13 protein-coding genes and 1 pseudogene are annotated in these 14714 nt (G+C 59.7%); 13 read left to right on the top strand and 1 reads right to left on the bottom strand.

What is annotated here, in order from left to right; all coding sequences use genetic code 11:
- The 12 genes and pseudogenes from YUU_RS0131530 to YUU_RS0131475 form a co-directional block, all read left to right on the top strand.
- Positions 1-504 (top strand): ABC transporter ATP-binding protein (locus YUU_RS0131530; RefSeq protein ID WP_027521300.1); only part of this gene is annotated, 504 nt, incomplete at its 5' end.
- Positions 505-517: 13 nt separating this feature from the next.
- A complete protein-coding gene (locus YUU_RS0131525; protein ID WP_027525937.1) occupies positions 518-1396 on the top strand; it encodes a branched-chain amino acid ABC transporter permease in 879 nt (292 codons plus the stop codon).
- Positions 1397-1398: 2 nt separating this feature from the next.
- A complete protein-coding gene (locus YUU_RS0131520; RefSeq protein WP_027525936.1) occupies positions 1399-2412 on the top strand; it encodes a branched-chain amino acid ABC transporter permease in 1014 nt (337 codons plus the stop codon).
- 27 nt (positions 2413-2439) lie between these two features.
- Positions 2440-3648, top strand: coding sequence for an ABC transporter substrate-binding protein (locus tag YUU_RS0131515; RefSeq protein WP_027525935.1), 1209 nt, complete (start codon positions 2440-2442; stop codon positions 3646-3648).
- A 170-nt stretch (positions 3649-3818) separates the two neighbouring features.
- On the top strand, positions 3819-4964 hold the full coding sequence (locus YUU_RS0131510) for an acyl-CoA dehydrogenase family protein (RefSeq protein WP_027525934.1): 1146 nt from the start codon (positions 3819-3821) through the stop codon (positions 4962-4964).
- A gap of 74 nt (positions 4965-5038) precedes the next feature.
- Entirely contained in the window at positions 5039-6016 is a 978-nt protein-coding gene (locus YUU_RS0131505; RefSeq protein WP_027525933.1) for an NADPH:quinone oxidoreductase family protein, read from the top strand.
- A 24-nt stretch (positions 6017-6040) separates the two neighbouring features.
- A complete protein-coding gene (locus YUU_RS0131500; RefSeq protein ID WP_027525932.1) occupies positions 6041-6712 on the top strand; it encodes a nitroreductase in 672 nt (223 codons plus the stop codon).
- A 138-nt stretch (positions 6713-6850) separates the two neighbouring features.
- Positions 6851-7627 (top strand): enoyl-CoA hydratase-related protein, encoded by a 777-nt coding sequence (locus YUU_RS0131495; protein ID WP_027525931.1) that lies wholly within the window; start codon positions 6851-6853, stop codon positions 7625-7627.
- A 523-nt stretch (positions 7628-8150) separates the two neighbouring features.
- Entirely contained in the window at positions 8151-9347 is a 1197-nt protein-coding gene (locus YUU_RS0131490; RefSeq protein WP_027525930.1) for a diaminopropionate ammonia-lyase, read from the top strand.
- Between the two features lie 9 nt (positions 9348-9356).
- Positions 9357-10516, top strand: a pseudogene (locus tag YUU_RS52385) (M20 aminoacylase family protein).
- Between the two features lie 56 nt (positions 10517-10572).
- Positions 10573-10992 (top strand): hypothetical protein, encoded by a 420-nt coding sequence (locus tag YUU_RS0131480; protein ID WP_156944601.1) that lies wholly within the window; start codon positions 10573-10575, stop codon positions 10990-10992.
- Positions 10993-11203: 211 nt separating this feature from the next.
- Positions 11204-12454: a Zn-dependent hydrolase gene (locus YUU_RS0131475; protein ID WP_027525928.1), complete on the top strand. Its 1251-nt coding sequence runs from the start codon at positions 11204-11206 to the stop codon at positions 12452-12454.
- Between the two features lie 14 nt (positions 12455-12468).
- On the opposite strand, the gene YUU_RS0131470 is transcribed toward YUU_RS0131475, so the two are convergent.
- Positions 12469-14151, bottom strand: coding sequence for a methyl-accepting chemotaxis protein (locus YUU_RS0131470; protein ID WP_084801632.1), 1683 nt, complete (start codon positions 14149-14151; stop codon positions 12469-12471).
- Here YUU_RS0131470 and YUU_RS60430 point away from each other — a divergent pair.
- Positions 14089-14490, top strand: coding sequence for a hypothetical protein (locus YUU_RS60430; protein WP_198031864.1), 402 nt, complete (start codon positions 14089-14091; stop codon positions 14488-14490). The two genes, YUU_RS0131470 and YUU_RS60430, sit on opposite strands and share 63 nt — an antisense overlap.
- Positions 14491-14714: the final 224 nt, after the last annotated feature.

Here is a 14714-nt window from a genome sequence, read left to right as displayed (position 1 = left end):
TCGACCGAGAACATCGTGCGCTTCGGCATCGCGCATGTGCCGCAGGGCCGCGGCACCTTCACCAACATGACGGTGGAGGAAAATCTTCAACTCGGAGCCATCACCCGCAAGGACAATGCNGGCATNGTCNCCGACATCGAGCGCATGTATGCGCATTTNCCGGTNCTNAAGCAGCGGCACACCCAGCAGGCCGGCACGCTCTCGGGNGGCGAGCAGCAGATGCTCGCGGTTGCCCGNGCNCTGATGCTGCGGCCGCGNCTGATGCTGCTGGACGAGCCGTCCTTCGGNCTNGCNCCGCTGGTCGTNCGCGACCTNTTCNNNATCCTCGGCAAGATCAACCGCGAAGACAAGGTCACGATCCTGGTGGTCGAGCAGAACGCCCAGCTCGCGCTCGAGCTCGCCGACCAGGCCTATGTGATCGAGACCGGCCGCATCGTGATGTCGGGTAACGCCAAGGACATCGCGAACAACGAGGACATCCGCAAATCCTATCTGGGTTACTGAGGGAGCCGGGACGATGGAGCTTTTCACCAACCAGGTCCTGGCCGGCATCGCCACGGGCGCGATCTATGCCTGCATGGCGCTCGCCGTGGTCATGATCTACCAGGCGATCGACCATCTCAACTTCGCGCAAGGCGAGATGGCGATGTTCTCGACCTTCATCTCCTGGCAGCTGATGCAATGGGGCGTGTCCTATTGGGCTGCCTTCGTGCTCACGCTGGCCTTTTCCTTCGTCGCCGGCATCGCGATCGAGCGCATCCTGTTCAAGCCGCTTGCCAAGGCGCCGGTGCTGACCAACGTCGCCGGCTTCATCGCCCTGTTCGCGATCATCAACTCCTCGGCCGGCCTGATCTGGGACTTCACCATCAAGCAGTACCCGACGCCGTTCGGCTCCTCGCCGTTCCTGGGCAGCCAGCTGATCTCGACCCACCAGGCCGGCATGATCGGCGTCACCGTGCTGCTGCTGCTCGGCCTCTACTTCTTCTTCCAATACACCCGCATCGGCCTTGCGATGCGGGCCGCGGCCTCGGTGCCTGAATCGGCCCGCCTCGTCGGCATCAACACCAGCTGGATGATCGCGCTCGGCTGGGGCATGGCGACCGCGATCGGCTCGATCGCCGGCATGCTGATCGCACCGGTCGTGTTCCTCGAGCCCAACATGATGGGCGGCGTGCTGATCTACGGGTTCGCCGCCGCCGTGCTCGGCGGGCTGACGAGCCCGTTCGGCGCCGTGGTCGGCGGCTTCCTGGTCGGCATCTTCGAGAACCTCGCCGGCACCTACATCCCCGGCGTCGGCAACGAGCTCAAACTCCCGATCGCGCTCGCGCTGATCATTTCCGTCCTGGTCGTCAAACCCGCTGGCCTGTTCGGCCGGCACATCGTCAAGCGAGTTTGATCATGAGCGCAGCAGAAGAAGTCGTTGCCGAAGGCCACGAGGCGGTCGAGGCCGTTCCGAAGCGGGCCATGACGCTGAGCACGACCACCTCGCTGGTGGTGCTCGCAGTGCTCCTGATCGTTCCGCTGTTCGCCAAGAACTTCATCATCTTCCAGTTGACGATGCTGCTGATCTACGGGCTCGCAGTGCTGGCGCTGAACATTCTCACCGGCGGGAGCGGCCAGTTCTCGCTCGGCCAGAGCGCGTTCTACGGCATCGGCGCCTACGTCACTGCTGTCATGATGGAGCAGTTCAACGTTCCTTACTTCCTCTGCCTGCCGGTTGCGGGCGTGCTGTGCTTCGGCGCGGGCTTCCTGTTCGGCCAGCCGGCGCTGCGGCTGTCCGGCGTGTACCTCGCGCTTGCGACCTTCGCGCTCGCCACCGCGATGCCGCAGCTGCTCAAGCTGAACTTCCTCGAGAAGTGGACCGGCGGCGTGCAGGGCCTGATCGTCACCAAGCCTGACGCGCCGTTCGGCCTGCCGATGTCCCAGGACATGTGGCTGTACTACTTCACGCTCGTCGTCGTGCTCGCGATCTACATCTTCTCGGTGAACCTGCTGCGCTCCCGCTCGGGCCGCGCCTTCATGGCGATCCGCGACAACGAGATCGCGGCGTCCGCCATGGGCGTCAACGTCGCGCTGTACAAGACGCTGGCTTTCGGCGTCTCCGCCGCCATCACCGGCGTCGCCGGGGGCTTAAGCGCCATCGCGGTGCAGTTCGTCGCGCCCGACAGCTTCACCATCACGCTCGCGATCCAGCTGTTCCTCGGCATGGTCGTCGGCGGGGTCGGCTGGCTGCCCGGCTCGATCGTCGGCGCGGCCTTCATCATCTTCGTGCCGAACATCGCGGAAGGCATCTCCAAGGGCCTCTCCGGCGCCGTGTTCGGCGTGCTCCTGTTCCTCGTCATCTACCTTGTGCCGCATGGCGCAAGGCAGGTCGCGATCCTAAGCCAAGGCCGGATCGCCAAACTAAAATAGAAGTGAAACTCAACAAGGAGAGACCATATGATTGCAAGGATTATAGGGACGACCGCTCTGGCGACAGCAGCAATCGCGCTCGCCTCGGGCACGGCGCTCGCCCAGAAAAAATATGATACCGGAGCCACCGACACCGAGATCAAAGTCGGTAATCTCATGCCGTACAGTGGTCCGGGATCTGCCTACGGCGTCATCGGCCAGGTGGAGGCCGCATATTTCAAGATGATCAACGACAAGGGCGGCATCAACGGACGCAAAGTCAACTTTATCAGCTATGACGATGCGTACTCGCCTCCCAAGGCCGTCGAGCAGACGCGCAAGCTGGTGGAGAGCGATGAAGTTCTGCTCATGTTCGATCCGCTTGGCACAGCCAACAACACGGCTATCCAGAAATACCTCAACTCCAAGAAGGTCCCGCAGCTGTTCGTGGCGGCGGGGGCGACCAAGTTCAACGACCCGAAGAACTTCCCTTGGACCACAGGCTGGCAACCCTCCTACCAGAGCGAGGCTCGCGCCTACGCGAAGTACATCCTCAAGGAAAAGCCAAACGCCAAAGTCGCCGTTTTCTATCAAAACGATGATCTCGGAAAGGATTACCTGAAGGGTCTCAAGGACAAGCTCGGTGCTCAGATCGTCGCTGAGGAAAGCTACGAGACGTCAGAGCCGACGATCGACAGTCACATCGTCAAGCTCAAGGCGACGGGTGCCGACACCCTGGTCGATATCAGCTCTCCTAAATTTGCGGCCCAAGCGATCAAGAAGATCGCTGAAGTCGACTGGAAGCCCCTGCATATCCTTAGCAACGTCTCGGCGTCGGTCGGCAGCGTGATCAAACCTGCCGGCTTCGAGAACGCGCAAGGCATCATCTCCGCCACCTACTTGAAGGATCCAGCGGATCCGCAGTGGGACAATGATCCCGGAATGAAGGAGTTTCAGGGCTTTCTGAGCAAGTATTATCCCGAAGGCAACAAGCGCGATATCTTGCTCATCACCGGCTACGCTCTTGCGGAGACGCTGGCCCAGACCTTGAAGCAATGTGCTGATGACCTCACGCGCGAGAACGTCATGAAGCAAGCTGCGAACCTGAAGGACTGGCGGACCGAGGCGCTCTTGCCGGGAATCTACGTGAACACCTCGCCGACCGACTTTGCTCCGATCAGCCAACTTCGGCTGATGCGCTTTAGCGGCGAAAAGTGGGAGCTCTTCGGAGACGTGATCAACGGGGACACGGAATAGATACCTCAAGCAGAGAACCGCCGCGCATGCCTTCGACAGACCATATGAATTTGAGGCTTTGTCGACAGTCCTGCGCGGCGCGTTCGATCGACTACGTTCGGATGAATAATGCGGAACCCAGCTAGAAGCGAAAGCGATTGTTGCTTTCGTAGCAACGACGAGTAAGGCGCATGATCAACTATCGACCCTCCTGGCTCGATTCCGACCTCGAGATGTATCGCGAAACGGTCACCCGCTTCGTCGACAGGGAAATGGCGCCGTTAGACGAAGAGGCCCGCGAGCGAGGAAATGTCGGCCACGAACTCTGGCTTAAGGCCGGCGCGCTCGGGCTTCTCTGTTCGGACATCCCAACCGAGTATGGCGGCGGCGGAGGCGATTTCCGACACGAAGCGATCTTTTACGACGCCATGGCGCGCCGCGGCCTGACGGGAATGAACCCGTCGGTTCACACGATTGTAGCCCACTATCTGCTGAATCACGGGACCGAGGAGCAAAAGCGCGAATATCTGCCGCGCCTAGCGAGCGGAGAGCTCGTCGGAGCCATTGCGATGACTGAGCCGGGGGCCGGCTCAGATCTCCAATCTATTCGGACACGGGCCGAAAAGCGCGGTGAAAGCTATGTGATCAACGGCTCAAAGACCTTCATTTCCAACGGTCTCCTTGCCGGCTTGGTGCTCGTCGTCGCGAAGACCAATCCGGCCGAGCGAGCGAGCGGAATGTCCATCATTCTGGTCGAGACGGCAAAAGCTCCCGGCTTTAGGGTCGGCCGCTTGCTCGATAAGCTCGGACTGAAGGCCCAGGACACTTCCGAACTGTTCTTCGACGAGGTCGTCGTGCCAGCCACAAATCTGCTCGGTGGAGTGGAAGGTCGCGGCTTCTATCAGTTGATGTCCGACCTGCCCTATGAGCGCACGATTATCGGCGTCATGGCAGTGGCGGCAATGGAGGGCGCTCTCGATGCCACGCTTGCCTTTGTCCGCGAGCGCAAGGCGTTCGGAAAGTCGATCGCCGAATTCCAAAACACAAAATACAGATTGGCCGAGTTGGCGACGATCACGAAGGTTACGCGCAGCTTTGTTGATGAGTGCGTCGAGGCGTTGGTTTCCGGCACGCTCGATGCTGCAACGGCCTCGATGGCCAAACTCTGGGCATCGGAGCAACAGGGTAAGGTCATCGACGAGTGTTTGCAGCTGCACGGCGGATACGGCTTCATGAACGAGTACCTTATTGCACGGATGTATGCCGACGCACGCGTGCAGCGCATCTACGGTGGAACCAGTGAAATGATGAAGGAAGTGATCTCTCGAGCCCTCTAGATTTGGAGATCTCTGAACTTAATCGCGCAAACACGACGGCCAATCCAGGTCGGCGCCCCGCTCAAGAGGATGTCATGAAAGCAGTCCTGGTCGAAAATTACGATCGCATCGAAAATATCGTCATCAAGGAAGTGGCCAAGCCTGAATTGGCACCGGGAATGGTCCGCGTTCGAATTCAAGCAGCCGCCGTCGGTTTCGTTGACGGCTTGAAAGTACAGGGCTTGTATCAGACCAAGGACCCCTTGCCGTTTACGCCGGGGTCGGAGTTTGCGGGCGTCGTCGAAGAGGCGGCGGAAGATGTTAAGGGCTTCGCGCCCGGCAAGCCGGTCATCGGGATGGTCAGAAATGGTGGCCTTGCCGAGTATATTTGCGTGCCAGCCGAGGACCTTTTCTTCACGCCGAAGGGCATAGAGCCGGAGGTCGGCGCCTCGTTCTTCGCCAATTACCTGACTGCGCTGTACGCGCTCAGCGCTCGGGGAAAGCTACAAAGAGGCGAGACTCTTCTGGTTTTGGGAGCCGCTGGTGGGGTTGGAATAGCTGCTGTCCAGGTTGGAAAGTTGCTGGGAGCCCGCGTCATTGCGGCGGCTTCGACTGAGGAGAAACGACAATTTGCGATCAGTCATGGCGCAGATGTGGGCTTAGACTACACGCGTGAAGGGTGGCGCGACGAACTTAAAGAACTCACCGGCGGTCACGGGGCGGACGTGATCTATGATCCCATCGGCGGAGATCTGAGCTTGCAGGCCTTCCGTTCGATCGCCTGGAACGGACGACACCTGGTGATCGGCTTTGCGTCCGGGACGATTCCGGCACTGCGGTTCAATCTACCGCTTCTGAAGGGGGGCGCGCTGCTGGGTGTTGACCTCGCGCAAATTGGTCGTCGTGAGCCGGATGTGCGAGATCTAGTCATCGCCCAATTGTTCACTTGGTTGAGCGAAAAGACACTTGCTCCTGTGGTGGGAAGGGTCTTTGCGTTCGAGGAATTCCACGAAGCGTTCAAAGCGATGACGACACGCTCAGCTTTAGGAAAGATGGTCGTCCGGATCGGATGACAGCGGTCTTCGGAGAAAATCTTTATGAAAGTTTCGGACGCATTGAATTCGCGGACCTCCGTGCGGGCATTCCTGGACTTCCCGGTCCCCGGTGAGATTGTCCAAGATATTTTGGTTGCGGCGAGTCGCTCACCTTCCGGGGGCAATCTACAGCCGTGGCACGTTTGGGCGCTAGGCGGCCAGGAACTCGCGCGGTTCAAGGCGCTGATGGCCGAGCGGATAAAGATCAATCCGGCAGGTGAGCAGCCGGAATACAATATCTATCCGCCGGAATTGAAGGAGCCATATAGAAGCCGGCGATTCAAGAACGGCGAGGATCTCTATCGCACGATCGGGATTCCGCGCGAAGACAAAGCTGCGCGTCTCAATCAGCTTGCAAAGAACTTCAGCTTCTTCGGTGCGCCCGTTGGTCTGTTTTTCGCCATCGATCGCCAGATGGAGCCTGGGCAATGGGCCGATCTCGGCATGTACATGCAATCCGTCATGTTGGTCGCATTGGAGAAGGGGTTGAGCACCTGCCCGCAAGAAGCCTGGGCGCTATGGCACAAGACCGTTGCGGAATTCATCGACCTGCCTCCCCATCTGATGCTCTTTTGCGGTATGGCTCTCGGTTACAAGGATCCAGCACATCCTATCAACAGTCTGCGCGCGGATCGTGCCGACTTGTCGGAATTCGCGACTACTAGGGGGTTTTGATCGCGAGTGCGCCGAGACACTCTGCGTTCACAGCCAATTTGCCGAACCTCGATTGTCTGCAAACCGATCGTCCTGGACATCAGCTGTCCATCTCCCGCTTGCCATCCAGCACACTCCACTTCGAAAGGCGAGGCCGTAATGACGTACCAACATGTCAACGTAGCTCGTGAGGGCCGGTGCACAATCGTCACGATCGATAGGCCCGAGGCGCATAACGCCTTGAACGCCGTTTGCCACGCCGAACTTGAAGACGTCTTCGACAAATTTGCCGCCGACGACGAGCAGTGGGTCGCAATCATCACGGGAGCCGGGCCGAAGGCCTTCTGCGCAGGGCATGATCTCAAACAGCAAGCCGCTGGCGGGGGACTTGCCACCCCACCCAAGGGTTTCGGTGGTCTGACGAAGCGCTTTGACCTGGCCAAGCCGGTGATCGCAGCGGTCAACGGAATCGCGATGGGGGGCGGATTTGAGATCGCGCTTGCCTGCGACATCGTGGTCGCCTCAGAGAACGCCGTGTTCGCCCTGCCGGAGCCGCGAGTCGGCCTGGCCGCGCTGGCCGGGGGAATTCAGCGGCTACCTCGTGAGATCGGCCTGACGCGAGCGATGGGCATGATGCTGACAGGGCGCCGGGTTAAGGCTGAGGAAGCGTTCTCGCTGGGTCTCGTCAATGAAGTGGTGAGCGGCGATGTTCTGGAGGCGGCAAGACGCTGGGCCAGCGAGATCCTGGCCTGTAGCCCAATGTCGGTGCGGGCCACCAAGGAAGCGGTTCTCCGAGGGCTGTCACGCTCCATTTCCGAGGGAATTTCGGAGGAATGGGAATACCCGGCCATGAAGGCGATGCTTGCGTCCGCCGATGCGGTAGAAGGTCCGCAGGCCTTCGCAGAGAAACGAAAGCCGAATTGGAAGGGGCGTTAGCATACCTCGCGAGAAGCCTAATTGCTTACGAAGATCTACGACGGTGGCAATCTGGCATCGCTCTCAGGGTTGGCGGATTGAAGAGCGGCACGACTGCCTACGAGAGCACTCAGTTCGCTCGGTAGTGCTTCGGGTGGACTTGAGAGGCACTGCGGCACGCGCCTGATACTAAGTCGGGGGGCAGGTAAGACTCGACGGCTTTCGATAGACGATTGTCAAGCTCTTTTGGAACAGTGAAAAAGTTCGGCAGCTTTCCGCCCCTTTTCACTACATTGTCTCCCAAACTTGCCGGGGCTTGTGCCCCGGTCCTTTTTTGGGGATTCAGAACGGCTGGCCATGCGATTGGGGCCTGTGGGGGGCATCCATCCCCGAACGCCTCGCCGTTCATTGAAATTTCGCTCGTTCCAGTCACTCATTTAGAGGCAAGATTGCAACCCAGACCCAAAAATTGAGCAAAATGACCAATGCATATGCAACATCATTCAATTCGAATAGTGGGGTCAACTAGATAGAGCTTGTCGAGATGTTCAATATCAATCGCCACGTCGACCATGGGGCGCAGCTTGACCACGCAGATGCCGAGATACTGGGCATCGAGGCTGCGCGCGAAGTGGAACGGTTTCTGAAGTATCGCGATGGCCACGCACCGACGCCACTCGTCGCTTTACCGGCACTTGCACATGAACTCGGCGTAGCAGCGATCCACATCAAGGATGAGGGGCACCGTCTCGGGCTTGGCAGCTTCAAAGCGCTAGGCGGTTCTTACGCAGTGATCAGGCTCGTCCTCGAAGAGGCGTCGCGGCAACTCGGTCGGCAGGTTGACGTCGGTGAACTGCAGACATCCGAAGTCAAGGCCGTGGCGAGCCGTATGACCGTCTCCTGTGCGACCGACGGGAACCACGGGCGATCGGTCGCACAGGGCGCTCAGCTAGTCGGCGCCAAGTGTGCGATATTTGTCCATGCCGGCGTCAGCGCCGAACGTATCGCGGCGATCGCGCGCTTTGGTGCGGAGATCATCCGGGTTAACGGAAACTACGACGAATCCGTCGCCTGTGCTTCCCGCGTCGCGAAAGAGAAGGGTTGGATAACGGTATCCGACACCTCTTGGCCTGGCTATGAGCGAATCCCCGGGTTCGTTATGCAGGGCTACACCGCACTTTTGAGCGAAGCCTTGCGGGAGCTGCCGGAGCTTCCTACACATGTTTTCGTTCAGGCTGGCGTGGGTGGTATCGCCGCAGCGATCGCTGGTCATCTCTCCATCCTTCTCGGAGACAAGCGGCCCTTCTTCGTCGTCGTCGATCCCTCACGAGCCGCGTGTCTGTTTGAGAGTGCCCGGGTCGGTCGCGCCATAAAGGTACCTGACAGTGAGTCGACCGTCATGGCAATGCTCGAATGCTACGAACCTTCGCTTGTTGCATGGCGAATTCTCTCGCGAACGGCCGACGCTTTCATGACGGTTGACGACGATGAGGCGATCGCCGTGATGAAGCGCCTTGCCTCTCCGCTTTCCGGCGACCCAGCCATCGTCTCCGGTGAGAGCGGCGGCGCCGGATTGGCCGGGTTGATTCAGGTCGCCTCCAGCAAGGAGCTGCGCGAACAGGCCGATCTTGGGTCAGACGCACGGGTCTTCCTCATCAACACGGAAGGTGCCACCGATCCGAAGCTTTATCATGCGCTCGTCGGCGTTTCCCCTGCAGAGGTCGCGGCGCGAAATTGCTGAGGAGGCGCGATGATGGTTGAGCTATCGGCGTTGCAGCGTGAGATGACAGCGTGGAGGCACGATCTTCACCAGCATCCGGAATTTGGTTTCGAAGAGCGACGCACGGCTGCATTCGTGGCCGCCAAGCTGCGTGAATTCGGGTTGGACGAGGTCGTCGAAGGCGTCGGTGGCACCGGCGTGGTCGGGACGCTGAAGCGGGGCACCGGTAACCGCTCCATCGCGCTGCGTGCCGATATGGACGCGTTGCGTATCCCGGAGCAAGGCGCTGCAACCTACAAGTCGACCAATCCTGGTGTCATGCATGCTTGTGGCCATGATGGCCATACCTCGATGCTTCTCGGCGCAGCCAAGCTTTTGGCCGAAGAAGGGGGATTTGACGGAACCGTGCGCTTTGTGTTTCAGCCTGCGGAGGAGTGGGGTCAAGGCGCGCTTGCCATGCTCCGTGACGGCCTGATGGAGCGCTTTCCATTCGAGGAAATTTACGGCCTCCACAACATGCCCGGCAATCCCGTTGGCGAATTCCGCACGCGCAGCGGCGCGATAATGTCGGCGGAAGACATATTCGCGATCACGCTGCGAGGCATCGGCGGTCATGCCTCTCGGCCGCACACAGGCAACGAGACCCTCGTCGCGGCTTGTGCGCTGGTGACAAATCTCCAGACCATTGTGTCCCGGCGGATTGATCCGACGGACGTGGCAGTGGTGTCGGTGACGGAGCTGATCAGCGATGGCACACGCAACGCTCTGCCGGGTCTTGCTCGCATTCTCGGAGATGCGCGCAGCTTCAGGCCCGAGGTTAGCGCCAGCATCGAGAAGCAGATGCGGATCATCGCTGAAGGTACGGCGCTCGCGCACAATGTCTCCGTGGAGGTCGACTACAGGCGAGAATTTGTGCCGCTGACCAATGATGAGCATTTGCCCATGAGTGTTTGATTGCTGCGGCCTCAGTGTTCGGTGAAGACGCGACCATTGCCGCCGACGCGCCAATCACGGCCTCTGAGGATTTCGCGCAATTCCTCAAGCATGTGCCGGGCTGCTTCGCTTTCGTAGGCAACGGTGAAGCCAGCGCACCATTGCACAACCCGACCTATGATTTCAACGATGGCGCCCTTTTGGGCGGAACAGGCTTTCATGCCGCGATCGTGCGGCGCCGATTGCCCTCCAGCTAGGGCGTGTACTCATAGAGACGCAGTTGTCTGATCATATGCCCACGGAGGCGCGCGCTATGTCCAGCAAGTCGATGCCGAGTCGGTCCATCGTGGCCGGCAAGGGCCGGTCGGTCCAACCAGAGCTTCAACATTTCGTCGCGGAGCACATGGACGCCGCTGTCTTCAAGACCGACAACGGCCGTGTCATCCGGTCCCAACCCGACTCCATACTCGATGCGATTGGCACGGCTGCAAACGGGGTCCAATCGGCGGAATCTGTGCGCACCTATAGTGCCATCGTTAATGTGCTCACTGCGACGGAGATGAATGCACAGGCCGGGTTAAACTGGCTGAGTGCTCAACCGCCAGATCTGGAACAAGTCCGGCAGGCTCTCGATGCCATCGTCAATGTCGGTAAGCGAACAGGCGAAATCGTCGTTCGACTTCGAGCGTCAATGAGAGGGGCCCCGGGAGCGGATGGTGCTCTTGATCCTTGAGCCGTATCTCCGAGGTGATCGGCGCGGTTTGGCCGACTTTGGACCTCCGGCGATACCCGCGTTGGCTGGGCTGTTTCAGGGCAAGCAGACATCAAACGCACCCTGATGAGTACACGCCCTAGAACTTGCGTCGCAAAGCATCCCGGAGAGCGACCGAGCGCGGCAATTCCTCAGTCGCTTTATGTGAACGTTCTAATCTCGTGGAGGTTGTGTGATCGTGCTCGGAAACCACTCGATAAATTCGGATCGTCTTATTGGCCGTATCCGAGAGCTTGGCCGAATTGGACGTGATGATACGAGCAGACTTGTCAGGCTCGCCGCGTCCGACTCCGAAAAGCAAGGGCGTGACCGTTTCGTATCCTGGCTGAAAGATGCTGACCTGGACGTCGTCGTTGACAGGATCGGCAATATCTTCGGTATCTGGGCGCCCGAGGGCGCGAAGGGGAAAGAGCCACTTCTCCTCGGATCGCACATCGACACCGTTATCGATGCCGGTATCTATGACGGGTGCTATGGTGTGCTGTCGGGGCTGGAAGTTATCGAAACGTTGAAATCGGAAGGTTTTATTCCGGCTCGGCCGATTGCCGTCGCGGCTTTCACCAACGAGGAGGGCGTCCGCTACGCACCGGACATGATGGGCTCTTTGGTCTATGCCGGCGGCCTGGGAACGGACGAGGCGCTCGCCACGATCGGGACCGATGGCACCGTGCTCGGTGACGAGCTCAAGCGTATTGGCTATGCGGGTTCCGAGGAACCGGGCTTCCTGAAGCCGCATGCTTATATCGAGCTCCACATCGAGCAAGGGCCGGTTCTTGAGCGCGAAAACACACCAGTTGGCGCAGTGGAGAATCTGCAGGGCATCTCCTGGCAGAAGGTGACAATCGAAGGGGATGCCAATCACGCGGGTACCACGCCGATCTCAATGCGCCGGGACGCTGGGTATGCAGCGGCCCGGGTGATAGCTTTCCTGCGCGATCGCGCGAAGGCGTCCAACACGCCAACCGTTGCCACAGTTGGTCGCATGAGTTTTGAGCCGAACGCGATCAACGTCATTCCGTCGCGGGCGGCCTTCACCATCGACCTGCGCGATCCTGACGAGGATCGCCTGAAGGCGGAGGAACTGGCGCTTGCCACTTTCCTCGACGCCATCGCGCAGGAAGAAAATGTGCGGGTTTCGGTCGAACGCCTCGCTCGCTTTGAGCCGGTGAAGTTTGACGCCGGAATCGTGGAGTTGATTGAAAAGGCGGCGAAAGATCGCGGGCTCGCCTCGAAGCGCATGACCTCGGGGGCCGGTCATGATGCCCAGATGATTGCAAGGATTGCTCCAGCTGCCATGATCTTTGTTCCCAGCATCGGCGGAATTAGCCACAATCCGAAAGAGTTCACCAACGACGTCGACCTTGTCGCCGGCGCCAACATCCTGCTCGATGCTGTTCGTGAAATCGCGTCGAGGACGGACTGAGATAGATCAATGAGCTAGGCAGCCCTGACCGTGCTCAGGAATCTTCCGACCTCGTCCCTGAGGCGGGCGCTATCGCCCGACAGTGACCGCGCGGCCGACAGGACTTGAGAGGAGGCGGAGCCGGTCTCGTTCGCTCCGCGCTGCACCTCGATGATATTGGACGAGACCTGCTGCGTACCGAGCGCTGCCTGCTGCACATTGCGCGAGATTTCCTGCGTCGCAGCACCTTGTTCCTCGACCGCGGCCGCGATGGTCGAGGATATTTCCGAGAGCCTTTCAATCGTGCCACTGATCTCCTTGATGGCCCTGACCGAATCCCCGGTCGCAGCCTGAATGCTGTTGATTTGGTGACTGATCTCACCGGTTGCCTTAGCGGTCTGCTCCGCGAGCGCCTTGACTTCGGAGGCCACGACGGCGAAGCCGCGGCCGGCCTCGCCCGCGCGGGCGGCCTCGATGGTCGCGTTCAGCGCCAGCAGGTTGGTCTGACCGGCAATCGTATTGATCAGGTCAACAACATCCCCAATGCGGGCCGCAGCCTTCGACAGCTCGCCTACCTGATCGGTTGTTGTACGAGCCTGACTGACGGCATCGCCTGCCATGCGCGCCGAGTCCTGCACCTGACGGCCGATTTCGTTGACCGAAGACGACAGCTCTTCCGTCGCGCTCGCGACCGACTGCACGTTTGCCGAGGCCTCCTCGGATGCCGCCGCAACCGTCGTCGCCATTTCCTGGGCGCGGCCCGCCGTCGATGTCAACGTTCCGGCGGACGCTTCGAGCTGGGTGGACGCTGTCGATACGGTGTTGACGATGCCGCCAACCGCTCGCTCGAATTCATCCGCCAGCTTCATCATATCGGCTTTCCTGCGTTCAGCGACAAGCCGGTCCTGCGTGGCCTTCGCTTCCGCTTCTTCGCGCGCCTTCTGCTCGGCCTTCACCTTGAAGTTCTCTACCGCCTGTGCGACGCCACCGATCTCGTCGCCGCGGCCGAGGCCAGGCAAAACCACATCGAAATTGCCGTCGGCGAGCTCTTTCATCGCGCCCGCCAACGCCACTATAGGCCGGGCAATTGTGAATACCGAGAATACGCATGCTCCGATCAAGGCGAGAGCCACGACAAGGCCGATCACCAGCGACGTCCGTTCGCTTGATGATATTGCCTCCTGGGCAGCGGCTTTCTCCTCGTCTACCCTACGCTTACTAAATTCGACGACCTTCTCGCTGGTGGTCAGCAATTCCGTAGCGATCGGCAGCATGGACTCCTTGACGATGCGCTTTGATTCGGCCGTGAGCTTGGCGACACGCGCGGCCGCATCGGGCGGCAGCTCGCCGCTTGCACTACGCGTCGCTTCGGTTGCGATGATGTCTTTTCTCAATGCCGTGATTTCATCGCTGAGCGTGACGAAGCCGCCAACCAGAACCTTCATTCGTTCGATTCGCGCCTGGTTTTCCGTTGACTTCGACAGCTCCAGGATCTCTTCGATAAATTTCCCGACCGATTTTTGCCTAACGGCGAGATCTCCCTGCGCTGCTCGAAGTTCCTCGGAGCTGCTTGCAAGCAAGATGTCGCGGACGGAGACTTGCATACTCCGGATCGCGGACCTCGCCGCAATGGCGCCGCGCTCGAGAGTCGACTGTTGATCGACAACGTCGCTGCTTCGGCGGACCGCGCCGTGGCCCTGCATCTGTGCGAAGATCATTCCCGCGATGAGCAGAATGCTGAGCGCGGAGGTCAGTGCAAGCTTGGTCCCAATGCGCAAGTTTGCGATCGTTCTAATTCATCGATCCTACCTCAATTCGTAGAGAAGACTGGTTCACAAGCCCTCCCAGAGGGCTCAGCACTACCCGCAACCATCGATATTCCGTCTCCGGGCGAGTTTGATTCCGAAGGGATGCGCCAAATAGAGCCGGCAAGACTAAATCAAAGCCTACCTATCGTGACCCGGTTGCGTGATCCGGACCATGGCTTCGGAATACGGACCTCGAAGGAGGTCTGCGGCTTCGGTATTGTCGATCCTGGCCCGAAACATCCAGCATAACTCCAGCATCAAGAAACGCTGCGGGCGGTAATTCCAAATAGCGCCAACTGAATGGTCTTTGGCAAATGGGCGGAAATCCTCGTGCCAGGGGCCAATGTCGGATGATTATTCTGTATAGTTATCGCGCGGATCAAGCCCTTTGAGGCACCCCATTGCCGGACAACACATTCTACGTAGCTCCCGCCCTATCGGGCTCCGACTTCGAGACTTTGCTCGCCTCCTTC

The organism is Bradyrhizobium sp. Ec3.3 (assembly GCF_000472925.1).
Taxonomy (GTDB): domain Bacteria; phylum Pseudomonadota; class Alphaproteobacteria; order Rhizobiales; family Xanthobacteraceae; genus Bradyrhizobium.
Note: the sequence above shows the minus strand (reverse complement) of the source record. Positions and strands in the feature narration are given on the sequence as shown.

Coding starts and splice junctions, on each gene's coding strand:
- YUU_RS0131525 (WP_027525937.1), top strand. CDS start 518: ATGGAGCTTTTCACCAACCAGGTCCTGGCCGGCATCGCCACGGGCGCG.
- YUU_RS0131490 (WP_027525930.1), top strand. CDS start 8,151: ATGTTCAATATCAATCGCCACGTCGACCATGGGGCGCAGCTTGACCAC.
- YUU_RS0131500 (WP_027525932.1), top strand. CDS start 6,041: ATGAAAGTTTCGGACGCATTGAATTCGCGGACCTCCGTGCGGGCATTC.
- YUU_RS0131480 (WP_156944601.1), top strand. CDS start 10,573: ATGTCCAGCAAGTCGATGCCGAGTCGGTCCATCGTGGCCGGCAAGGGC.
- YUU_RS0131520 (WP_027525936.1), top strand. CDS start 1,399: ATGAGCGCAGCAGAAGAAGTCGTTGCCGAAGGCCACGAGGCGGTCGAG.
- YUU_RS0131505 (WP_027525933.1), top strand. CDS start 5,039: ATGAAAGCAGTCCTGGTCGAAAATTACGATCGCATCGAAAATATCGTC.
- YUU_RS0131470 (WP_084801632.1), bottom strand. CDS start 14,151: ATGATCTTCGCACAGATGCAGGGCCACGGCGCGGTCCGCCGAAGCAGC.
- YUU_RS0131510 (WP_027525934.1), top strand. CDS start 3,819: ATGATCAACTATCGACCCTCCTGGCTCGATTCCGACCTCGAGATGTAT.
- YUU_RS0131515 (WP_027525935.1), top strand. CDS start 2,440: ATGATTGCAAGGATTATAGGGACGACCGCTCTGGCGACAGCAGCAATC.
- YUU_RS0131495 (WP_027525931.1), top strand. CDS start 6,851: ATGACGTACCAACATGTCAACGTAGCTCGTGAGGGCCGGTGCACAATC.